This window comes from Alloalcanivorax balearicus MACL04 (assembly GCF_025532145.1).
In the GTDB taxonomy this organism is placed as follows: Bacteria; Pseudomonadota; Gammaproteobacteria; order Pseudomonadales; family Alcanivoracaceae; genus Alloalcanivorax; species Alloalcanivorax balearicus.
The window spans coordinates 42,644-62,541 of the sequence record NZ_ARXS01000013.1 but is presented as its reverse complement, the minus strand read 5'-3'; the positions used below and the strand labels follow the sequence as shown (position 1 = coordinate 62,541).

The window sequence follows — 19,898 nt, the reverse complement described above, 5'->3', positions numbered from 1 at the left end:
GGCGCCGGGCGCCGACGATCTTGTTTTTTCAGTCTTGCATGGTGCTGCTTCTTTGTGCAACGCTATTTTGAATCAAAGGTTCATCTGGTGAACCTACAAGGAAACCATGAGAGAGGAAGATGGCATACGCACCGGTGTCCGCGGTTCTGAAAGGGTTGAAAGTGTTGGAAGCGGTCAACCGGTTGGGGCCGGCGAGTCTGCGAGAGATTACCGAGGACACCGGATTGCCAAAGGCATCCACGGTACGGTTGCTGGAAACCCTGGTGCATGCCGGCTACATCTCGGTAATGAACGACGCTCGGCGTTACATCGTTACCGCGCGGGTACTGTCCCTGTCCAACAACTTCCGCCCTGATCAGGCGTTATTGGCGGTGGCCGCGCCGGTTCTGAAGACATTGCGGGAAAAAACCGGCTGGCCTTCGGATCTGGCTCTTTATCAGCACGGCAAGATGGTGATCGCCGACACCAATCGTCAGCCCGGTACGTTCTCGATCAACCGTTCGGTGGGGTCACGGGTACCGATGACCAGTACTGCTCTGGGGCGGGCCTATCTGGCGTTCTGTCCGGATGCGGAGAGAGCGGCGATTCTCGATCTCCTGGCCCCGCTGCAGGAGCCGGATGAGGTTCTGGCGGACAGCCGTGACAAGCTGGAAAAGCTGATTAAAAAGGTGCGTAAACAAGGCTATGCCACCAGTAATCAGGAGTTGATGAAAACCATTCGGGCGGTGGCGGTGCCGGTACGGCATGACGATCAGGTGGTGTGCTGCTTCAACATTATTGTGCCCGCCCAGGTCATGTCTCTGACGGAACTGGAGCAGAAATACGTTCCGCTGCTTACCGCCGCCGCCCGGGATATAGAACAACGCCATCGAGGCTGAAGCTGATGGCTGACCGTCATTGTGCGTATGACGATTTAATATAGGAAGACACCATGAATTTCGATCTGCCTGAAGAACTGGTGACACTGCGTGATGCGGTCACCGATGTTTGTGAAAAGCACCTGATTCCCGGCATCAAGGGTTTTGAGGAGCGTGAGGAATTCGCCTATCCGTTGATTCGGGAGATGGGAAAGGCCGGCCTGTTCGGCGCACCTTTTCCGGAAGAGTTGGGCGGAAGTGCCGCCGGCTTTCTGGCGGTGTCGGTGATCGCCGAGGAAATTTCCCGGCTGGCGCCGGAATTCGGTTACGCCATGAACATGCAATCGATGACCTGCCCTTACACCATCTATAACTGGGGCACGGAAGAGCAGGCGCGGCAATTCGTACCAGGGTTGATCGCCGGTGAGCAGATCGGCATGTTCGCCTTGTCCGAAGAAGGCAGTGGCTCCGATCCGGCCGGTTCAATGCGCACCGTGGCCAGGCGTGATGGCGACGTGTACCGCCTGAACGGCTCGAAAATGTGGATTACTTTTTCCCATGCCACCGATGTGGGCGTGTTGTTCGCCAAAACCGATCCGCACGCCGATCCGGCACATACCGGTATCACCGCGTTCATCGTGCAGCCGAAACAATTCGAGGGCTACAGCGCACAGCCCATCGAATTGCCCAGCCTGTCCAGATCGCTGCGCAGTTGCACCGTGTTTCTGGATGACTTCGTGGTGCCGGTGGAGAACCGTCTGGGGGAAGAGGGAGAGGGTTTTCGTATCGCCATGAACGCTCTGGAGTACGGCCGTCTGACGGTCAGCGGACGGTTGACCGGTCTGGCGCAATCCGCTCTGGAGCTGGCGCGGAACTACGCCAACGAGCGCATCATCGGCGGTAAGCCGATCGCCCGCTTCCAATTGATTCAGGAGCGTATCGCCGATGCCACGGTGGCGGTGGAGGCGGCGCGGCTGATGTCCCTGCGCGTGGGTTGGACCATGGACCAGGGGCGGGTGTCGACGCGGGTGGCGTCCCGTGCCAAATACTTCGCCACTCAGGCGGCGCGTCTGGCTGGGGATGTGGCGCGGGAAGTCCTGGGTGGCAATGCCCTGACCGCGGAATACCCGGTCAAGAAGATTAACGCCTACATCGACATGCTGACGGTGGGGGAGGGCTCCGAGAACGTGCAGCGGGTGTTGATTGGTGAGGATTCCCTGGGTATCAAGGACGCCACCCGGCACGCCATGCGTAACCGGTTCGTGGGAATGTTGTAGCGCCGGTGGTGAGGAAGGCCGCGGAAGGAGCTTGCAAGGCAAGCTCCTTCCGCGGCTTCGTAGTCCCGTTTTATGGAACGCAATGGCCCTTTAACGAAGGCGTGTGCGTATTACCGGAGCCTGCTGTCTCAGAACGGCAATGCTTTCTGAATCAGACCCGCGATATCGCCTTGTCCCTGTTTCTGGAAATACTGCAGGATCACCGGAATAAACTGCACCAGGGTATCCTTGTCCAATCCCAGCTTTTGCATGCCGCCGGCGATTTGTGTCAGCCCCGCCAGTTTGTCACTGCCCATACTGGAGAGCAGGCCTCCGGCCATGCCCAGCAAGGAATCTCCGCCACTTTCCGGGGCTTGCGACATCATCCCTTCCAGTTTGGGTTCGGCGCCGAGAATGTGGCCGAAGTCGGTGCCGGAGAGATTGTCTTTCACCAGTTTCATCAGCAGGCCAGTACCGCCTTCGGCTTGCTGGCCACTGACCCCGAGAGTGGATACCAGTTGGTTGATCAGGTCCATGGCCTTGTCTCCTTGCCAGCGTTTATTTTGGAATACGGATTTTCTGGCCGGGGTAGATCAGGTCAGGATCCTTGATCACTTCACGGTTGGCTTCGAAGATGGCGGTGTATTTGTTGCCGTCGCCGTAAAACTGGCTGGCCACTTTCCACAAAGTGTCGCCTTTCTGAATTTCGTAGTACTCCACTTCTTCCACCGCCGCTTCCGCCGGCAGAGTGAGGGCGTCCCCTTCCACTTTTTCCACGTTTTCAACGTTGCCGGCCAGCAGCACGGCTTTTTCCTTGGCCGCCTGGTTCTCGCAATCGCCACTGAGCGTGGCGCAGCCGTCGGCGAATTTCACCTCCAGGTTTGATACGCCGGGATTGTCCTCCAGAATGTGTGCTTTGATTTTGTCGGCTGCGTCCGTGTCATCGCTACCGAACAGTTTCTTACCGATGTTTTTCGCAAAGCTGAACAGATCCATGTTGCATTCCTCATACATTAAGGTGGGTCAGGCTCGGGGCCAGGGCTTGATTATTTCCCTATTGGCATGGCAAACACCATGCCGGGTGATCTTTTCTTACCGTAATTCAACACTATTTTGTGATTGTCTCGTGACCGCTCTTCAGGTTATGCAACTGTTGGGTTATGGTCGGCGGATCGATGGAGCCTGAATTGCGATGATTGCTGATGCCGGTGGCAGAGGAGATCAGGGACGTGACCACCGCAAAGAAACTGCGGGTTTTCATTAGACGTTGAGAACCCTCCGGAGATTAAAAGGAGGAGACTATGACTGTATCGCTCAAAGACGTTGCCAGAGAATGGCATGCCGGTGATGAGTTTCAGTGTTATATGCATAGAGAAACCGGGGAGGTCTTCCCGGTTATGAATGAGGAGGCCCAGAAAGCGGAAGAGCCGGATCCCGACGGCCCTGACTGGCTCAAGGAGATATTGCCTAAGATCCGCGAAGTGTTGTCCTCGGACCAATACGTGCCAATGCCGGATCAATGGGAATTTGATGAGTATCATGTCATGGAGAAGTTCTGTTGGTCGGTGACGTCTGGCAGGGACAGCGAGGCGCTTGAGGATGCGATCAGAGGCCGCGGTGCCTTTCGCCGCTTCAAGTCGCTGGTCTTTGATCTCGGCCTGGAGGATGCATGGCACCGGTTCAGGGACGAGGCGTTGGAGGAGATGTTGGGGGCTTGGATGGACTCGGAGGGGATCGAATACGAGGATTAAGCGGAGGTTGATCCTCGTTCCGGTGATAATGACAATCCTGTTTCCCAAGGCGACCCCGTGAGATTGGCACCGCTGCGTCTATCCTGTTTTTTTGCGGCTCTCATATTTCTCAGTGCTGGCGCTATGGGCGACACCGTCTGGTTGAAGAACGGTGACCGGCTCACCGGCGAGATCGTGCTGATGGACAGTACCAAGTTGCTGCTGGAGACATCCTACGCCGGCTCGGTGCCCATTGATCGGGAGATGATCAGCACGCTGCAGAGTGATCAAGAGTTGCTGGTGAAGTGGCCGGGGGGTAATGGTGAGGTCAGTAAGACCGTGGCGGCGGGGAAACCCGGTCGGATCGTGGTCAGCAACGGAGAAGAAACCACGGTGGAACTGGCCAGTGTTACCCGTATGTTGCGCCCCAAGCCCTTCCTTCAGGATCTGGAATGGACCGGGGATCTGGAATTCGACATCAATTATGAGCGGGCTGAGCGGGACACCGACGACTTCGACCTGGCCCTGAACAATCAAGCCCGGCACGGGCCCTGGCGGCATAACCTGCAGGCGGACTACAACCGCAAGTTCCGTGACGATGTGCGTATTGAGCAGGACTGGAGCGCCAAGTACGCGCTGGACCGCTTCGTCACCGAGAGCCGGTTCTGGCAGACCCGCTACGAATACCAGCGCGACTGGTTCGAGAATGTCCGTCGGCGCCGTTCCCTGGGAGCGGGACCAGGTTACCAGTTCTGGGACAATGAACTGGGGGCTTTTTCCCTGGCGTGGTTGCTCAGTTACAACCAGTTCTCCTACGCGGAGAGGAGCGACAAGGCCTTCTACGCGCTGGGCATGCAATGGGATTACAACCGGTATCTGGTGGGCAAAACCTTCGAATTGTTCAGCCGCGGCAGTGTCGGCAAGGCTCTGAGTGGTGTGGAGGGGTATTCCGTGGATGCGGAATTCGGAGTGCGCTACCGGCTCACCGACTGGGCTTCACTGAGCATGAAAGTGGAAACCGATCTGGTGAAGGACTTCTCCGAGGACCTGGATGAAACCGACTACAGTCTCGGCCTGGGCATCGGTTGGTGAGTGGGCTGGTGCGCTGAACTAGGGCCAATTCCACCTGGGGGTATTCAGCAGTCCCTGGCCCATGATGCGGGTTTCCCCAAGTTCTTTTTCCAATTCCACGCCATGGCAGTCCGGTGCCTGATTGAGAGCCGCCACCAGGCGGCTGGCATGGCTGATCACCCACACCTGACTGTGGCGGCTGGCGCGGGCAATCAATCGCGCCAGGGCCGGGAGCAGATCCGGATGCAGGCTGTTTTCCGGTTCGTTCAGAACCATCAGTGAGGGCGGCCGGGGTGTCAGCAAGGCCGCGATCAAAAGCAGATAACGCAGTGTGCCATCGGACAGCTCCGCCGCTGTCAGCGGACGGAGCAGGCCGTACTGGTGGAAGGCGATCTTGAGCCGGCCGTCGTCCAGGGGAACGATGGCCAGGCGCGCGCCGGGAAAGGCATCCTCGATGGCACTGTCGAGCGCCCGGGCATCGCCGATTTCCCGAATGGTTTGCAGGGCCGCCGCCAGATCGCGCCCGTCGTGATGCAGCACGGGGGTACGGGTGCCCAGCTGGACCTGCCGGGCGGGGGCGTCCTGATCGGTGCGAAAGTGGTCGTAGAAGCGCCAACCGCGAATCCGCTCGCGCAGGGTGACCACCTCCGGTGTGGTGCGGGCGTCGGCCACCTGACTGAACAGGCTGTCGAAGCTGTTGAGGTGTTCGCTGATAACCTGCCAGGGGCCTTCTCCCCGGGTTTTCACCAGCGGGCCGCGGCGATCCACCAGCGCCGTGGCCGGACGATAGCCGGAGCCGGCCCAAATCAGTTCCCGTTTGATCTCCGGGTCCAGATTGAAGGCGGTGGTGGCGTCCGGTTTCGGCAGACCCAGCTCGATCAGATAGCCATAGTCCTCATCGTTGAATCCGAGACGCAGGCGGCGGCTGTGCTGGCGAGGCCCGCCCTGCACCGGCACCGAGCCGTTGCGCATGCCTTTGGTGAGGGTCTCCGGTCCAGCCCAGAACGTGGATTCCAGCCCGCCCTCGGCGGCCAGGGCGGCGATCACGTCATCACGCGCGGTGGCGGCCAGCAATCGCAGGGCGCGATAAAGATTGGATTTACCGCTGCCATTGGCTCCGGTGACCACATTGAGGGGGCTCAGTGGCACGGTCAGATTCAGAACGGAACGGTAGTTGCCAATGGCCAGCGTGGTCAGCATGCCGGACGGTTCCTGGTAGCGGGGAGAGGCCAGTAAAAGGGAATCCCGGCGCTGATTCAAGGCGGTGGAAGCGGGCCTTCCGCATCATTGGCGCCGTGCTATGCTGGCGCCCATGAAAACCGTTGCCATCATTGTGAGTGCCTTGTTGGGGGCGATGCCATTGTCGGTAGTGGCTCAACCCTCGACGGAGTCCGCCTTCGTGACGGCCTTGGTCGATGCCGCCATGGCACGCACCCGGGTGTCCGTCACCTATGACGGCGGCTATCGCCGTATCGACTATCCCAACGGTGATGTGCCCGACAATATCGGCGTGTGCACGGATGTGGTGATTCGCTCCTATCGCAAGACGGGGGTGGATCTGCAGCGTCTGGTACATGAGGACATGAAGCGAGCTTTCGACGCTTATCCGAACCACTGGGGATTGCGCCGTCCCGATCCCAATATCGATCACCGGCGAGTGCCCAATCTGCAAACGTTCTTCGAACGTCAGGGGGCGGCGCTGCCGGTCTCCGACCGGGCCGAAGCCTATCGCCCTGGTGATCTGGTCACCTGGATGCTGCCCGGAAATCTTCCGCATATCGGCGTGGTGACCGGGCAACGTTCCACCGATAGCGGCCGTCCCTTGATCGTTCATAACATCGGGCGCGGACCGCAATTGGAGAATCTGCTGTTCTCTTATCCCATCACCGGGCATTACCGTTATATCCGGCTTCCCAGCCAGGAGGCCTTGAATGGGGATGCCCGCTGAGGTGACGTCTCAGCGGCCCTGTCGTCGCTCAATGGCGGCCTGAATCAACGGCATCCGGTCATTGCCGAAGTACATGTCATCACCATCGACGAAAATCGTCGGTGAACCGAAGCCTCCCCGTCGCATGGCGGCCTCCGTATTCTCGCGCAGCTGGTCCTTGATGCCGGGTTCCTGGATGCCGGCGAAGAAAGCCTCCCGGTCCACGCCCAGCTGGTCCAGAATCGGAATCAACTGGTCGTCCTGAGCGATGTCCTTGCCGTCACGCCAATAGCTCTGGAACATAGCCCGGGCGAACGGCACCAGTTTGCCCTGAGGGGCGAGCCAGAGGCAGCCGCGCATGGCCTTGACGCTGTTCACTGGAAAGACCTCCGGCCAATTGATCTCCAGCCCCTGATAGCGCGCCCAGTCCTGCAGATCCTTACGCATATAGCTCGCTTTCTGCGGTACTGGTTTTTCCCGCGAAGCGTACACGGAGGGATTGATGGTATTGAAGATGCCGCCCACCAGAATGGGTTTCCATTCGATGCTGGTGCCGGTGGCCTTGGCGACGGTCTGAATGCTCTCGAAGCCCAGATAAGTCCAGGGGCTGGAGCAGTCGAAGTAAAACTCGATCATGGCGAAATCCTTGTGGTGTTATTCGTTGGTCGCGGTTTGGTTCTGGCCGAACAGGACTCGTTTGGCGTCGTCGGACATGGTGCTCTGGCGCAGCGCCTTGTCCACCGCCAGGCCTTTTTGCAGGGCTTCGCGGCCCCGCAACTGTGAGAACCAGCGTGCTACGTTGGGAAAGTCGTCCAGCGTGATGCCCTGGGCTTTGTGGGTCATCACCCAGGGAAAGATAGCCATGTCGGCTATGGAATAGTCGCCGGCCACGCAAGGAGTGTCAGAAAGAGCGTGATCCAGCACGCCGTAGAGACGTCGGGCTTCGCGGCCGTAGCGGTCAATGGCATAGGGGACTTTTTCCGGTGCGTATAACAGGAAATGACCGTTTTGACCCAGCATCGGGCCCAAGCCGCCCATTTGCCACATCAGCCACTGTTTGACCCGATAGCGTCCACGCAGGTCCGCGGGCAGGAAGCGGCCACTCTTCTCGGCCAGATACTCCAGGATGGCTCCGCTTTCGAAAAGGGAAACCGGCTCGCCGCCATCCTCCGGAGCGTGATCCACCAGTGCCGGCATCCGGCCATTGGGGCTGAGGGCGAGAAACGTGGGATCGAATTGCTCTCCCGCGCCGATATTGACCGGCACGATGCGGTAGGGCAGCCCGCACTCCTCCAGCATGATGGTGATTTTCCAGCCGTTGGGGGTGGGCCAGTAGTACAGATCAAGCACGAGCGTCTCCCGCAGTTGTTGTCATGGTTATGGGCGGCATGCCGCCGGGACCAAACCAATCTAAAACATTCCCACCGGTTTCGCGAAAGCAACGGACCGAAGGATGGTCGTCATGAGAGGAGCGGGTTGACGATTGAGAACGATCGTTCTACTCTCTTGGTCATGACCACTTCAGCACGGCAATCAACCAGAGAGTCTCCGGAAACAGTGAGAGCAAAGTTGCTTGCTGTCACCGAGCAGTTGATCTATAGCGGCGGGATTCACGCCACCGGCATGGATCGCATCGTGCGTGAATCCGGCGTGGCGAGGAAAAGTATTTACCGGTACTTCCCCACCAAGGAAGCCCTGGTGGCCGAGGCGCTGCGTGAGCGGGACGAGCGTTGGATGCGCTGGCTCGTCTCGGAATGCGAAACGGCGCCGCCGGGACCGCCACGTTTGCAGAGGATCTTCGACGCATTGACGGGCTGGTTTGCCCGGGATGATTTCAATGGCTGTGCTTTTATTAACGCTGCCGGCGAAGTCGCAGCCGGTCCCATTCATGACGTGGCCCGGGCCCATAAGCAGCGATTACGAGACTATCTTCGTTCGGTGCTGGCGGAGTGCGGGGTGACCGACGTGGAAACAGCGTCCGCGGACCTGTTGATTCTGCTCGACGGCGCGATTACCTGCGCTCGGGTCGGGGGAGATTACCGGGCGGCGCAACGGGCCGCGCGCATGGCGCGCCAGTTGATTCAGGATTGAGACGTTTTATAAGCCACTGGAGACCGATCATGACCACCGCACCACGCCCACCATTGCCCCCCTTTACCCGTGACAGCGCCCTTGAGAAGGTGCGTTTGGCGGAAGACGGCTGGAACAGCCGGGATGCCGATAAGGTCGCGATGGCCTACAGCCTGGATACCCGTTGGCGAAATCGGGCCGAGTTCGTGCATGGCCGGGATGAGGCGCGCGCTTTCCTTGAGCGCAAATGGAGCAAAGAGCTGGAATACCGTCTGATCAAGGAGCTATGGGCGTTCTCGGAGAGTCGCATCGCCGTGCGCTATGCCTATGAATGGCGGGATGATTCCGGCAACTGGTTCAGATCCTACGGTAACGAGAATTGGGAGTTCGACGATGATGGTCTGATGCGCCATCGATACTCCAGTATCAACGACCTGCCGATTGGCGAGCAGGAGCGTAAATTCCACTGGCCATTGGGACGGCGCCCCGACGACCATCCCGGCTTGTCGGATCTGGGTCTATAGCCGAAAAGTCAGGGCAGATTGAGTTGCCAGGACACACCGAAGCGGTCGGCGACCCAGGCAAAACGAGTACTGAATCCATAATCGTCCAAAGGCATCATGACCTCACCTTGTTCGGACAAATGATTATAAAGGGAGGTCAGCTCTTCTTCGCTGTCGCAGTCGATGAAGAAGGAAAACGACGGCGTGAAATCGAAATCATGAGGGACTGGTGAGTCGATGCAACGGACCACCTGCTGTCCCAGACGAAACATGGCCTGATACACCCTTCCGGCGGCCTCCGGCTGTGTCTCGTCATAATGTGACAGGCTGATGATCTCGCTATCGTCGATCAGAGAGACATAAAAGCGCAACGCCGCTTCGGCATTGCCCTGGAACATCAAAAAGGGAGTGATTGCCTGTGCCATGGCGCGCTCCGATAAAAAAGGCAAAAATCAGGAGCATCAGTCTAGTCATCATTGAAGGATGGAGACAATGCCGGAGACCGTGATTCGAGATGCTCGCCCCGCTGATGCCGAAGCCATGGCGTCCTTGTACAACCATTACGTTCGCGAAAGCATCGCGACCTTTGAAACGGAACCGGTAGCGGCGGTGGAAATGGCCCGGCGCATCCAGAAAGTAAAGGCATCGTCATTGCCCTGGCGGGTGGCGGAAACCACGGGTGGATTATCGGGATACGCCTACGCCACCCGTTGGCATGATCGTCACGCCTACCGGTTCAGCGTTGAATCCACGGTATACATTGATGCCGGGGTGGTTGGCCAGGGTCTGGGAGAGCGTCTGTACCTGTCTTTACTGTCGCAACTTCGTCATCAGGGGTTGCATGCGGTGATGGCGGTTATCGCCTTGCCGAACGCCGCCAGTGTGGCGCTGCACGAGAAAGTCGGGTTCCGGCAAAGCGGCTGTTTGCGTGCGGTGGGCCGCAAATTCGAGCGCTGGATCGATGTCGGATACTGGCAGTGTTTCCTGACGGACGTGCCGGAGCCATAGTCACCGCTCATGACAGGAACGGCGCAAATAGTATGTGTCCCCTTTTGCTGACGAGACGCCGTTCCCCTTCCGGTTGTTGACACCAGCCCGGCGGCTGCTTAAAAGGGGAAAAGGAAACAGTCTGTTTCTTGATGATGGAACAACAGAATAACTAAGGGATGAGAACCATGGAATTCAGTGATGGGCAAGACCCCTATACCCGCGACGATTTCAAAACGGAAATTGAAGAAGCCATTACTCGTCTGGAAAAGGCCAATGATGTGGCGCAGGAGGCGGTGAGCTTTCATCTGGCCCGGGCCTCCGGTTTGTTCTTCAGCCGCTTCGGCACCATGGATGAGTTCATGATGGCCTCGGAAGAGGTGAAGATGGGGTATATCGAGGAACTGAATCGCCGCGAGGATGAATACGCGGAAACGGACCGCTTTGCTTCCTACGCTTTTGCCCTGTTCAAGATGTGGGTGGGAACGGTGATCGAATGCGACCGCGAATTAATGGTTCTTTTCGTGGAACGACTGGGGCCGTTCATGAACCGGGGAGAGAAACTCATCCTGGAGTTGCTGGATGAGGAGGAGAATGAGAACACACACTAGTTCTCGGTTGCCCGCCGTCCGGGAGGCTCCCCAAGCCTGTTTGCGGGCCTAGGAGAAATGAATTCAGAAATTGCTACAACGCCGCTGTGGGAGCTAGCCTGCTGGCGAATGCGGTGTATGGTGTCGGGTATTCGCTTGCAGCGGCCCGGACAAGCTCCCACAGCGGCTTCGTAATCCAGTCTCACTGTCACGACACGCTCGCATACGCCTCTTCCTGCCTTGCTTGCCGCAGGGCACTCGCCCACCACCACAATTGTGCCAGCAGTTTGCAGAGATTGCGTGATGCCCGCTCCGGGTCTCGCGGATGTCCCTGTTTATCGAATTGCTCCGGCGCATTGGGGAAGCTCACCACCTGACGAATGGTGGTGGCGTGCAGTTCGGCGAACACCAATCGCAATTGCTCCACGGCCCGCAAGCCGCCGGATACGCCGCCATAGCTGATGAACGCTACCGGTTTGGCCTGCCAGACGCCATAAATACTGTCCAGCAAGTGCTTAAGAGGCGCGCTGAAGCTGTGATTGTACTCCGGGGTGGCTACCACAAAGGCGTCGGCACGATGCAGGCGCTGCTGCAGATCATTGGCGGCGGAGTCGTTCGGCGGCGCGTTGGTTGGGGCCGGAAACAAAGGCGAGGGATCGATGACGTCCAGTTCGAAGGCTTCGTGGCCGTCGATCTCGCGGGCTGCCCAGCGAACGATCGTGTCGCAGAATCGGCCTTCCCGAATGCTGCCGTAGATCAAGGCGATGCGAACTGGTTTGGCCATGTTGTTACTCCAGTGGGTTGGTGTGATGGGTATCGTGGTTGTGACTCTAAAACCTGAAGCAAGGTTTAGATCAAGGCAGGCCTCGCCTCTTGTAGTGATAGGCGCAAAAAATCGAGGTGTTGGAGTGGCATGACAGCGGTGAATGAAGACAAGGGATGCCGATGCCTCCGATGGTACTGGCATGCAACTTGCCTCCACTGATTCATGCTTTGGACAGTGGAACTCAACAAAGGGGGGGGAGATGGGATATCAAAGTACCATGCAGGAAAGAGTGGAAGCGGTCCGCCAGGCGTTGGCCGTGGACGTCTGTAGTCTATATCTCGCTTTTCCGGAAGCGGGTGAGCTGGAATTGGTGGCCAGCGGCGGGCTGGACCCGCAGGCCCTGGGGGCGCGGATGACGTTCTCGCAGGGTCTGACCGGTAAGGTGGCGCGTACCGGTCAGCCGGTGGTGGCAAGGCAGGTAGCCGATCATCCGGATTACCACCATGTGGCCAACTCCGGCGAGGAGCGCTTCAAGAGTTACCTGGGGATCCCTTTGCGCAATGAGGATCAACTGATCGGTGTGCTGGTGATCCAGACTGTGATCGCCAAGAGCTTTTTTCATAACGATATCCGTGAGTTACATCGCGCCGGTAGAGATGTTCGCGAGGCGCTGCTGGCGCGACAGGGAGTAGCGGGGATAACGGGTTGAGTACCTTGGGAGGGCGGAGGAGAATGTGGGGCCGTTGTCATCAATAACCATAACAGGAGGACATCATGCTCAGAGAACAACTTCCTTATCCAAAACATGAGAAGGTTATCCACGGCAAACGCCTGGCCTATGTGGATGAAGGCGAGGGTGATCCGATTGTTTTCCTCCACGGTAACCCCACATCATCCTTTCTCTGGCGTAATGTCATGCCGGAATTGGCCGGACAGGGCCGCCTGATCGCCCCGGATCTGATCGGGCAGGGCGACTCGGAAAAGCTGCCCGCCGGAGACGGGGCCGAAGTCTACGGCTTTGACACCGCTTATCACTATCTGGAAGGCTTGCTGGAGGCGCTGGGATGTCATCAGCGGGTCACGTTGGTGGTGCACGATTGGGGCAGTGCACTGGGGTTTCATTGGGCCCGCTGTCATCCGGGTGCGGTGAAAGGCATTGCCTATATGGAAGCCATCGTCATGCCGGTGACCTGGGAGGACTGGCCGGAGTCGGCACGGGGCATCTTCAAGGGGTTTCGCTCCGACAAGGGCGAGGATCTGATCCTCAATCGGAACCTGTTTGTCGAGGCGGTGTTGCCGGGCTCGGTCATTCGTGACCTGAGCGAAGTGGAAATGGCGGAATACCGGCGGCCGTTCCAGAAAGCCGAAGATCGCCAGCCCACTCTGAACTGGCCCCGGGATATTCCTATTGACGGCGAACCCGCGGAGATGGTTCGAGTGGTGGGGGATTACGCCGACTGGCTGGCGGCATCGCCACTACCGAAGCTGTTCGTCAACGCGGATCCGGGCTCCATTTTGATTGGCCGGCAGCGTGAATTTTGCCGCACCTGGCCGAATCAGACCGAGGTGACGGTGCGCGGCAATCACTTTCTTCAGGAAGACTCGCCGGTGGAGATCGGGCAGGCGGTGGCTCGCTGGTTGGAGGCCCTATCCAGTTCGTAAGCGGCGCCCGCCGGTGGATCGACATGCCGTTTTATGGTGATCGGAGTATCATGGCCCTCCCGGGAAGCATGCCGGCTGAACCATAATTCGCCGTTCCTTCTTCCCTTCAGACTGAACAGGATGCGCCAGTGAGTACTTTACCTTCCTGCCCGCAATGTGGCTCCGAATACACTTATGAGGACGGTGCGTTTTTTGTCTGTCCGGAATGCGCTCATGAATGGAATACCGAGAGCGAAAGCGCGGATGTGGAATCGATGGTCCGGGATGCCAATGGAACGGTCCTTGAGGACGGAGACACCGTGACCGTGATCAAGGACCTTAAGATCAAAGGTTCCTCCTCGGTGGTGAAAGTCGGTACCAAGGTGAGGAATATCCGCCTGGTGGACGGTGATCACAACATCGATTGCAAGATCGACGGTATCGGGGCAATGAAACTGAAATCCGAGTTCGTCAAGAAAGCCTGATTCCTTTGTTTACCCCCCCCCGCCGAGGGGGGTGTTTCCGTTTTTTAGTCAAAGGTCGAATTGAGGTAGGCGGCTGTTTGTAGGTTCCCTATTCTGTTGTTTAATCCGCCGCTGGCGGAATAACGATAACAACTGGGAGACCCTCATGTTGAATGCTGTCGCCAAACCCTTCGTACGTCTGGTGGAACGCTATCTGCCGGACCCTTATATATTTGTACTGATTCTGACGCTGGTGGCGTTTGCCGCCGCGATGCTGGTTGAAGGCAACTCCCCGCATGCCGTTATGGTGATGTGGGGAGACGGCTTCTGGGGCCTGCTGACGTTCTCCATGCAGATGTTGCTGGTGCTGGTCACCGGCTTCATGCTCGCCAGTACCCCTCTGGTAAAAGGCATTCTCAATCGATTGGCATCACTGGCCCGCACACCGGGGCAGGCTATCTTGTTGGTGACCTACGTGGCCCTGGCGGCCAGCTGGATCAACTGGGGCTTTGGCCTGGTGGTGGGCGGATTGTTCGCCAAGGCATTAGCCCGGCAGGTCCGGGTGCATTACCCGTTGTTGATTGCCGCCGCCTATTCCGGCTTTATCGTCTGGCATGGTGGTCTGGCGGGGTCCATTCCCCTGACCATCGCCACCGAAGGGCACTTCACCCAGGAGCAGATCGGTATCATCGGCACCGGCCAGACGATTTTCTCCTTCTTCAATCTGGCGATCGTGGTGATGTTGTTTATCGCCGTACCGCTGGTGAATCGATGGATGTTGCCACCGGAGGAGGAAAGCCATTACGTCGACGCTGAAACCCTGAAGGACGGTACCGAGGCGGACGTGGTGGTGACGCGGCCAGCCGAGCATCTGGAAAACAGCCGGATTCTGGCCTGGCTGATCGGCTTCAGCGGTATTGCCTACGCCATCAACTACTTTGCCGGTGGCGGTGGCCTTAACCTGAACATCGTCAACTTCATGTTCCTGTTCCTGGCCATCGTGCTGCACCAGACGCCGCGGCGCCTGCTCAACAGCCTCCAGGAGGCGATCAAGGGTGGTGCCGGCATCGTCATTCAGTTCCCGTTTTACGCCGGCATCATGGCGGTGATGACGCAATCCGGGCTGGCCGCCACCATCTCCAACGGCTTCGTTTCCATTGCCAGTGCCGACTCCTTGCCGTTCTGGAGCTTTATCAGCGCCGGCGTGGTGAATATTTTCGTGCCTTCCGGCGGCGGGCAGTGGGCGGTACAGGCGCCGGTGATGATCCCCGCTGCCCAGGAACTGGGCGCCGATCTGCCCCGGGTGGCCATGGCGGTGGGCTGGGGCGATGCCTGGACCAATCTGCTGCAGCCGTTCTGGGCGCTGCCGGTGTTGGCCATCGCCGGTCTCAAGGCGAAGGACATCATGGGCTTCTGTCTGGTGCAGCTGATCATTACCGGGGCACTGATCAGTATCGGTCTGACCTGGTTCTAGATGTCGTGGTATGGCTGGCCGGTCTTCGGGCGGGCCAGCCATTGTTCAAGGGCCCGAAGCACGGCGTCCGGTGCTTCCTCCACGGCGAAATGGCCGACTCCGGGCAGGATCGTCAATTCGGCATTGGGAATTCGTGCCGCCAGATCCCGGGCAATGGTGGTATCGCAGAAGCGGTCCGCGTCCCCCCAGATCACTGCCGTGGGCAGACGCAGGTTCGCCAGTCCTTCCTCCAGTTCCCGGCGTGGCGCGACCTCATAGTGGCGGAAGAAGCTTGTCCACCAGCGCCGTCCTGAGCGATGCCGAAGCCAGCCGATGTAATCTTCCAGTTCCGCCTCATTGAAACAGCCAGGCACATAGTTCCGCAGTGTCCGGCGATGCAAGTGGTACAGCGGTCCATAGGTGAACAGGAGCGCGAGAAGGGCGCGGCGCGCGCAATAGCATTGAAAGGCGGTGAGCCGATAGAAGGCCGGTGTGAACGACCGGTGTGCCCGGGAATTGATGATCGCCAGCCGTTTCAGGTTTCGTGGATAGCGTTGAGCGAAGCCCAGGGCCAGGAAGCCGCCATAGTCGTGGCCGGCCAGATTGAAGTGATCCAGCCCCAACGTCTGTGTCAGTTGGCGCAGGCGCTCCACCTCGGTGTAGTAATCGGCTTGATGATTCGAAGAGCGTTCGGACTGGCCCCAGCCAAACCAATCCGGCGCCACAACCCGGTGGCGCCTGGCCAGCGCCTCAATCTGATGCCGCCAGCAACGATGATTCTGCGGGTAGCCGTGCAAAAGCAGCAAAGGTTCACCCTGACCGCGCTCCAGATAGTGCAGCCGGAGACCGCCAACGGTAATGAAATGTTGCTGTACCGCCATCGCCTCACCATTTGTCAGTATGCGAAGCAAGGTTAAGCCGGTTCGAGGGATGGAGGCGATTACCTGGGAGGTAAAGAGCGGCGGTGACTTGCGGATCTTGGTGACTCTGGCGCTTGGTCTGTGAATCCGGGATGGTCCATTGCCGACTTGTGAATTCAGCGATGGCTACGAAGTCGCTGTAGGAGCTTGCCTGCAAGCGAATGTTTGGGGAGCGCCCCCAATTTGCAGGCAAACTCCTACAGCAACATCGTAGCCCCTCTGTGGGAAACTGCCCGGAAAGCCCGGGGGCAGCGCGATGTTACTCGTCCCAGAGATTTTCCAGGGTATAGGGGCTGCCTGGCTGCGCCCAGTTGGCGCCGGATACGTAACGACGGTGTTTATCCAGGGCGGCGATACGATCCATATCGCTGCCGTCCAGTTCCAGGTCCGCGGCGGCGAGGTTCTGGCGCAGGCGCTCGGGATTCACGGATTTGGGAATCACCGCGGTACCGCGTTGCGCGGCCCAGCGAATCAACACCTGAGCGGGGCTGGCCTGATGCCGTTCGGCGATCTCCACAATCACCGGATCTTCCAGCAACACCGGTTCATCGGCGGCCTTGAACGCCTCCGGGCGGTCAAAGGATCCCAGCGGCGAATAGGCGGTCAGATGAACGCCGTTGGCGTGGCAAAACGCCAGCATGCTGTTTTGTTGCAGGTAGGGGTGCAGTTCAATCTGGTTCATGGCCGGTTTGATCCGCGCTGTTTCAAGCAGCGTTTGCAGCTTCCTTATGCTGAAGTTGGACACGCCGATGTGACGTGTCAGACCCTCATCGACCAGGGCCTCCAGGGCAGCCCAGGTGACGGCTATCGGGCGCTCTTCCAGCGACAACAGATCTTCTCCGCTATTGGGGAAAACCACGCCGGGTTTATGCGCCACCGGCCAGTGGATCAGGTACAGATCCAGATAATCCAGCCCCAGGTCGGATAGGGTTTGCCGCAACGCCGGAGCCACGTCTTCCGGAGCATGAGCGCTGTTCCATAATTTCGAGGTGATCCATAATTCCTCGCGGCGCACTTCGCCGGCGCTCAGCGCCTCGTTCAGTGCCTGGCCCACTTCTTTTTCATTGCCATAAATGTGGGCGCAATCGATATGGCGATAACCGGCACGGATGGCTTCGCGCACCGCCTGATGGACCTCTCCGGGCTGAGACTTCCAGGTACCCAGACCGATAATGGGCAGGGTGTCGCCGTTCTCAAAAGCAAGCGTTTGCATGGAGTGACTCCTTGGCCTGTGTGTTGTCGTCCCGTTGGTTGGGAGCACGCCCGCTGCTGGCGGGTGGTGAAAGGTAAAAAAGGAAGGTGTTCCAGGTTAGACGAGAGACGTTGGTTTTTGAATGTGGCTTTATGGGGAATCGTTGCCTGATTCTGCTTGATGGCGTCCGGCCGATTGTGATGCGAGGAGAATGACCTTTGACCAGATTTACGGGGCCCGGAGTGATGGCGGGTCATTGGCTACGGGGCCTGATGCTGATCACTATGTTGTCGGCCCTGAGCGGGTGTGCCGGTTTGCCTTCCCTGGAAGGGCGCACCGCCACCGTGGCGCTGTCATCGGAATATGCGCGAACTTCCGCCATGGGGAAGGTTGTGACGCCGCTGGCGGATGCCCACCCTGGCAAGAGTGGTATCCATGCCCTGGTTGATGCGCGAGAGGCCTTTGCCGCCCGCATGCTGTTGGCGGACGCCGCCGAGCACACTCTGGATATCCAGTATTACATATGGCACGCCGACATCACCGGGACACTGCTGTTCGAGGCGCTGCACCGGGCCGCCGATCGTGGCGTGCGGGTCCGGTTACTGCTGGATGACAATAACACGGTCGGTCTGGATGAGATTTTGTCGGCTCTGGATGCCCATCCCAACATCGAGGTGCGGCTGTTCAACCCCTTTGTTTTGCGTTGGCCGCGGGCCTTCGGTTTTATTACGGACTTCTCCAGGGCCAACCGGCGCATGCATAACAAGTCCTTCACGGTGGACAATCAGGTGACGGTGGTGGGCGGGCGCAATGTGGGGGACGAGTACTTTGGTGCCACCGACGGCCCACTGTTCGCGGATCTGGACGTGCTCGCCATCGGGCCGGTGGTAAACGATGTTTCCGTTGATTTTGATCGCTACTGGGCCAGCCGTTCCTCTTATCCCGCCGACCGTATTCTGCCGGATAAGTCGGTCCCCGACCTGCAGGCGTTGGCGGCGTCGGCATCGCGCATGGAACAAACCCGTAAGGCTGACGCTTACATGCGCGTCTTGAAGCAATCCGAGCTGGTTACTCAACTGCGTAATGGCAACCTGCCGTTCGAGTGGGCGGCAACCCGGATGGTCTCGGACGATCCCGCCAAGGGTCTGGGTGAGGCGGCGCCGGAAGGGCTGCTGATGGCGCAACTGTCGGAGATCATTGGTACTCCCGCCGCCAGCCTGGAATTGGTTTCACCGTATTTCGTGCCCACCGCCGCCGGGGTGGAGGCGTTTACCGCTCTGGCCGAGAGCGGCGTTGATGTCCGGGTGCTTACCAACTCTCTGGAAGCCACGGACGTATCGGCGGTGCACGCCGGGTACGCAAAGAGGCGCGGGGATCTGTTGTCCGCCGGTATTCAGTTGTATGAGATGCGTGCCACGGTGGACGGTGTGGAGCGAAATAAAAGCGCGGGACCGTTTGGCAGCTCCGGCTCCAGCCTGCACGCCAAGACTTTCGCCGTGGATCGGGAACGGGTGTTCGTTGGCTCCTTTAACTTCGATCCGCGCTCCGCCAATCTCAACACCGAGCTGGGATTTGTCATTGAAAGTCCGGTGTTGGCCAAGGCGGTGGCACACGTCTTTGAAACGCGGGTGCCGGAAGGCGCCTACCAGGTCAAACTGGATGAAAGCGGTGAGCTGTACTGGGTGGAGAAATCCGCAGATGGTGAAAGGCTTTATCGCAAGGAGCCCGGGGCCGGGGCGATCAAACGATGGGGGGTGTCGTTGCTGTCCTGGCTGCCGATCGAATGGCTACTATGACAACGGTAGTGCTGTTTGCCATAGGCCGCGGCAACCCATACTTAAAGATAACATTCAAAAAAGGTTCATCGCGGAATGACGGGAATGAGTGTCTCCATCGGGGCACGGGTCTGCACGGAGGCCTTCCGGGATCGCTGTAAATACATCCCTGTAAGCTCCCGGTTTGACGTCCCTGTCAAACAGGGTCCGGAAGGCCTCCGTGCAGACCCGCTTCGAGTGAACCGCCGCGTTCCGGACTCCAACAACGACGAACCTTTCTGGAGAGGGGAGAGGATGCCCTCCATCCCGGTGTGGTGGTATGGTCGCGGTCGAAAGGACATCCTTTTCCTTTCCAGAAACGGCTGTCGGTCACCTCGAAGCGGAGCCGTGTTACGCCTTTGCGGGACCCTGCTTCACGGCGTTCCCGCAAAGGCGTAACACGGCTTCGCTGTCCCTGATGGAGGGTAAGGCCGTTTCCCGCTAAACCGCGATGAGCTTAAAAAAAGAGGGGCCATCGGGCCCCTCTTTGTTCTCCTCTTCCTGTTGCCAATCGTCGTAGTCCTCCAGGGCATCCCGCCAGTCCAGGCGCGGGCGCATCGTCTGCCGGCCGGGCTGGTGGGGACCGCCCTTGCGCATCAGCGGATTGCAGGCCGCGGGATTGCGCATCGGTTTACGCATCTTCTTCATATCGTTCTC

At 58.9% G+C, this 19,898-nt stretch carries 24 protein-coding genes; 14 read left to right on the top strand and 10 right to left on the bottom strand.

Going from position 1 to position 19,898, the window contains the following annotated elements; genetic code table 11:
* Positions 1-119 precede the first annotated feature (119 nt).
* Together MA04_RS12345 and MA04_RS12340 are read left to right on the top strand one after the other, a co-directional pair.
* Positions 120-878 carry an IclR family transcriptional regulator domain-containing protein gene (locus MA04_RS12345; protein WP_063142110.1) on the top strand — a complete coding sequence of 253 codons (759 nt, stop codon included), beginning with the start codon at positions 120-122 and terminating at the stop codon, positions 876-878.
* Positions 879-931: 53 nt separating this feature from the next.
* On the top strand, positions 932-2,134 hold the full coding sequence (locus tag MA04_RS12340) for an acyl-CoA dehydrogenase family protein (RefSeq protein WP_262460722.1): 1,203 nt from the start codon (positions 932-934) through the stop codon (positions 2,132-2,134).
* A gap of 128 nt (positions 2,135-2,262) precedes the next feature.
* Here MA04_RS12340 and MA04_RS12335 read toward each other — a convergent pair whose 3' ends face one another.
* Together MA04_RS12335 and lysM are read right to left on the bottom strand one after the other, a co-directional pair.
* Positions 2,263-2,649, bottom strand: coding sequence for a DUF2780 domain-containing protein (locus tag MA04_RS12335; protein WP_063142114.1), 387 nt, complete (start codon positions 2,647-2,649; stop codon positions 2,263-2,265).
* 22 nt (positions 2,650-2,671) lie between these two features.
* Positions 2,672-3,109, bottom strand: a complete 438-nt coding sequence (gene lysM / locus MA04_RS12330) for a peptidoglycan-binding protein LysM (protein ID WP_063142116.1) — start codon at positions 3,107-3,109, stop codon at positions 2,672-2,674.
* A 305-nt stretch (positions 3,110-3,414) separates the two neighbouring features.
* Between lysM and MA04_RS12325 the strand changes: the two genes are divergently transcribed.
* Complete coding sequence (locus MA04_RS12325) at positions 3,415-3,864, top strand: UPF0158 family protein (protein WP_097058273.1); 450 nt, start codon at positions 3,415-3,417, stop codon at positions 3,862-3,864.
* A gap of 123 nt (positions 3,865-3,987) precedes the next feature.
* The gene (locus MA04_RS12320) at positions 3,988-4,935 is read left to right on the top strand and encodes a DUF481 domain-containing protein (protein ID WP_163127051.1); all 948 of its coding nucleotides are present in this window, start codon (positions 3,988-3,990) and stop codon (positions 4,933-4,935) included.
* 18 nt (positions 4,936-4,953) lie between these two features.
* Here MA04_RS12320 and MA04_RS12315 read toward each other — a convergent pair whose 3' ends face one another.
* Positions 4,954-6,114: an AAA family ATPase gene (locus MA04_RS12315; protein WP_163127052.1), complete on the bottom strand. Its 1,161-nt coding sequence runs from the start codon at positions 6,112-6,114 to the stop codon at positions 4,954-4,956.
* A 112-nt stretch (positions 6,115-6,226) separates the two neighbouring features.
* Here MA04_RS12315 and MA04_RS12310 point away from each other — a divergent pair, with 112 nt between their 5' ends.
* The gene (locus MA04_RS12310) at positions 6,227-6,862 is read left to right on the top strand and encodes a DUF1287 domain-containing protein (protein ID WP_262460720.1); all 636 of its coding nucleotides are present in this window, start codon (positions 6,227-6,229) and stop codon (positions 6,860-6,862) included.
* Between the two features lie 9 nt (positions 6,863-6,871).
* Here the strand turns inward: MA04_RS12310 and MA04_RS12305 are convergent, their stop codons facing one another.
* Both MA04_RS12305 and MA04_RS12300 read right to left on the bottom strand, forming a co-directional pair.
* A complete protein-coding gene (locus MA04_RS12305; protein WP_262460719.1) occupies positions 6,872-7,477 on the bottom strand; it encodes a 2-hydroxychromene-2-carboxylate isomerase in 606 nt (201 codons plus the stop codon).
* An 18-nt stretch (positions 7,478-7,495) separates the two neighbouring features.
* The gene (locus MA04_RS12300; RefSeq protein WP_262460717.1) at positions 7,496-8,191 is read right to left on the bottom strand and encodes a glutathione S-transferase N-terminal domain-containing protein; all 696 of its coding nucleotides are present in this window, start codon (positions 8,189-8,191) and stop codon (positions 7,496-7,498) included.
* A 219-nt stretch (positions 8,192-8,410) separates the two neighbouring features.
* Here MA04_RS12300 and MA04_RS12295 point away from each other — a divergent pair, with 219 nt between their 5' ends.
* Positions 8,411-8,932 carry a TetR/AcrR family transcriptional regulator gene (locus tag MA04_RS12295; RefSeq protein ID WP_262460715.1) on the top strand — a complete coding sequence of 174 codons (522 nt, stop codon included), beginning with the start codon at positions 8,411-8,413 and terminating at the stop codon, positions 8,930-8,932.
* A gap of 29 nt (positions 8,933-8,961) precedes the next feature.
* The gene (locus MA04_RS12290) at positions 8,962-9,435 is read left to right on the top strand and encodes a nuclear transport factor 2 family protein (protein ID WP_163127055.1); all 474 of its coding nucleotides are present in this window, start codon (positions 8,962-8,964) and stop codon (positions 9,433-9,435) included.
* An 8-nt stretch (positions 9,436-9,443) separates the two neighbouring features.
* Here the strand turns inward: MA04_RS12290 and MA04_RS12285 are convergent, their stop codons facing one another.
* Positions 9,444-9,839 (bottom strand): VOC family protein, encoded by a 396-nt coding sequence (locus MA04_RS12285; RefSeq protein WP_262460713.1) that lies wholly within the window; start codon positions 9,837-9,839, stop codon positions 9,444-9,446.
* Positions 9,840-9,906: 67 nt separating this feature from the next.
* Between MA04_RS12285 and MA04_RS12280 the strand changes: the two genes are divergently transcribed.
* Both MA04_RS12280 and MA04_RS12275 read left to right on the top strand, forming a co-directional pair.
* Positions 9,907-10,422 carry a GNAT family N-acetyltransferase gene (locus MA04_RS12280; protein ID WP_262460711.1) on the top strand — a complete coding sequence of 172 codons (516 nt, stop codon included), beginning with the start codon at positions 9,907-9,909 and terminating at the stop codon, positions 10,420-10,422.
* A gap of 167 nt (positions 10,423-10,589) precedes the next feature.
* Complete coding sequence (locus tag MA04_RS12275; RefSeq protein WP_262460710.1) at positions 10,590-11,012, top strand: hypothetical protein; 423 nt, start codon at positions 10,590-10,592, stop codon at positions 11,010-11,012.
* Positions 11,013-11,199: 187 nt separating this feature from the next.
* Here MA04_RS12275 and MA04_RS12270 read toward each other — a convergent pair whose 3' ends face one another.
* Positions 11,200-11,775, bottom strand: coding sequence for an NADPH-dependent FMN reductase (locus tag MA04_RS12270; RefSeq protein ID WP_163127058.1), 576 nt, complete (start codon positions 11,773-11,775; stop codon positions 11,200-11,202).
* A 241-nt stretch (positions 11,776-12,016) separates the two neighbouring features.
* Here MA04_RS12270 and MA04_RS12265 point away from each other — a divergent pair, with 241 nt between their 5' ends.
* From MA04_RS12265 to MA04_RS12250, 4 genes are all read left to right on the top strand, one after another.
* Positions 12,017-12,466, top strand: coding sequence for a GAF domain-containing protein (locus MA04_RS12265; protein WP_240342807.1), 450 nt, complete (start codon positions 12,017-12,019; stop codon positions 12,464-12,466).
* 65 nt (positions 12,467-12,531) lie between these two features.
* The gene (locus tag MA04_RS12260; protein ID WP_262460708.1) at positions 12,532-13,419 is read left to right on the top strand and encodes a haloalkane dehalogenase; all 888 of its coding nucleotides are present in this window, start codon (positions 12,532-12,534) and stop codon (positions 13,417-13,419) included.
* 128 nt (positions 13,420-13,547) lie between these two features.
* Complete coding sequence (locus MA04_RS12255; RefSeq protein WP_163127060.1) at positions 13,548-13,883, top strand: zinc ribbon domain-containing protein YjdM; 336 nt, start codon at positions 13,548-13,550, stop codon at positions 13,881-13,883.
* A gap of 145 nt (positions 13,884-14,028) precedes the next feature.
* Complete coding sequence (locus MA04_RS12250; protein ID WP_262460707.1) at positions 14,029-15,336, top strand: short-chain fatty acid transporter; 1,308 nt, start codon at positions 14,029-14,031, stop codon at positions 15,334-15,336.
* Here MA04_RS12250 and MA04_RS12245 read toward each other — a convergent pair.
* Positions 15,333-16,196, bottom strand: a complete 864-nt coding sequence (locus MA04_RS12245; RefSeq protein WP_262460705.1) for an alpha/beta fold hydrolase — start codon at positions 16,194-16,196, stop codon at positions 15,333-15,335. The genes MA04_RS12250 and MA04_RS12245 overlap by 4 nt on opposite strands.
* A 298-nt stretch (positions 16,197-16,494) precedes the next feature.
* The gene (locus MA04_RS12240; RefSeq protein WP_262460703.1) at positions 16,495-17,448 is read right to left on the bottom strand and encodes an aldo/keto reductase; all 954 of its coding nucleotides are present in this window, start codon (positions 17,446-17,448) and stop codon (positions 16,495-16,497) included.
* A 197-nt stretch (positions 17,449-17,645) separates the two neighbouring features.
* On the opposite strand from MA04_RS12240, the gene MA04_RS12235 reads away from it, so the two are divergent.
* Positions 17,646-19,223, top strand: a complete 1,578-nt coding sequence (locus MA04_RS12235) for a phospholipase D family protein (RefSeq protein WP_262460701.1) — start codon at positions 17,646-17,648, stop codon at positions 19,221-19,223.
* 459 nt (positions 19,224-19,682) lie between these two features.
* Here MA04_RS12235 and MA04_RS12230 read toward each other — a convergent pair whose 3' ends face one another.
* Positions 19,683-19,889, bottom strand: coding sequence for a hypothetical protein (locus MA04_RS12230; protein WP_063142148.1), 207 nt, complete (start codon positions 19,887-19,889; stop codon positions 19,683-19,685).
* Between the last annotated feature and the right edge of the window lie 9 nt (positions 19,890-19,898).

Coding starts and splice junctions, on each gene's coding strand:
- MA04_RS12345 (WP_063142110.1), top strand. CDS start 120: ATGGCATACGCACCGGTGTCCGCGGTTCTGAAAGGGTTGAAAGTGTTG.
- MA04_RS12340 (WP_262460722.1), top strand. CDS start 932: ATGAATTTCGATCTGCCTGAAGAACTGGTGACACTGCGTGATGCGGTC.
- MA04_RS12335 (WP_063142114.1), bottom strand. CDS start 2,649: ATGGACCTGATCAACCAACTGGTATCCACTCTCGGGGTCAGTGGCCAG.
- lysM (WP_063142116.1), bottom strand. CDS start 3,109: ATGGATCTGTTCAGCTTTGCGAAAAACATCGGTAAGAAACTGTTCGGT.
- MA04_RS12325 (WP_097058273.1), top strand. CDS start 3,415: ATGACTGTATCGCTCAAAGACGTTGCCAGAGAATGGCATGCCGGTGAT.
- MA04_RS12320 (WP_163127051.1), top strand. CDS start 3,988: ATGGGCGACACCGTCTGGTTGAAGAACGGTGACCGGCTCACCGGCGAG.
- MA04_RS12315 (WP_163127052.1), bottom strand. CDS start 6,114: ATGCTGACCACGCTGGCCATTGGCAACTACCGTTCCGTTCTGAATCTG.
- MA04_RS12310 (WP_262460720.1), top strand. CDS start 6,227: ATGAAAACCGTTGCCATCATTGTGAGTGCCTTGTTGGGGGCGATGCCA.
- MA04_RS12305 (WP_262460719.1), bottom strand. CDS start 7,477: ATGATCGAGTTTTACTTCGACTGCTCCAGCCCCTGGACTTATCTGGGC.
- MA04_RS12290 (WP_163127055.1), top strand. CDS start 8,962: ATGACCACCGCACCACGCCCACCATTGCCCCCCTTTACCCGTGACAGC.
- MA04_RS12285 (WP_262460713.1), bottom strand. CDS start 9,839: ATGGCACAGGCAATCACTCCCTTTTTGATGTTCCAGGGCAATGCCGAA.
- MA04_RS12280 (WP_262460711.1), top strand. CDS start 9,907: ATGCCGGAGACCGTGATTCGAGATGCTCGCCCCGCTGATGCCGAAGCC.
- MA04_RS12275 (WP_262460710.1), top strand. CDS start 10,590: ATGGAATTCAGTGATGGGCAAGACCCCTATACCCGCGACGATTTCAAA.
- MA04_RS12270 (WP_163127058.1), bottom strand. CDS start 11,775: ATGGCCAAACCAGTTCGCATCGCCTTGATCTACGGCAGCATTCGGGAA.
- MA04_RS12265 (WP_240342807.1), top strand. CDS start 12,017: ATGGGATATCAAAGTACCATGCAGGAAAGAGTGGAAGCGGTCCGCCAG.
- MA04_RS12260 (WP_262460708.1), top strand. CDS start 12,532: ATGCTCAGAGAACAACTTCCTTATCCAAAACATGAGAAGGTTATCCAC.
- MA04_RS12250 (WP_262460707.1), top strand. CDS start 14,029: ATGTTGAATGCTGTCGCCAAACCCTTCGTACGTCTGGTGGAACGCTAT.
- MA04_RS12245 (WP_262460705.1), bottom strand. CDS start 16,196: ATGGCGGTACAGCAACATTTCATTACCGTTGGCGGTCTCCGGCTGCAC.
- MA04_RS12240 (WP_262460703.1), bottom strand. CDS start 17,448: ATGCAAACGCTTGCTTTTGAGAACGGCGACACCCTGCCCATTATCGGT.
- MA04_RS12230 (WP_063142148.1), bottom strand. CDS start 19,889: ATGAAGAAGATGCGTAAACCGATGCGCAATCCCGCGGCCTGCAATCCG.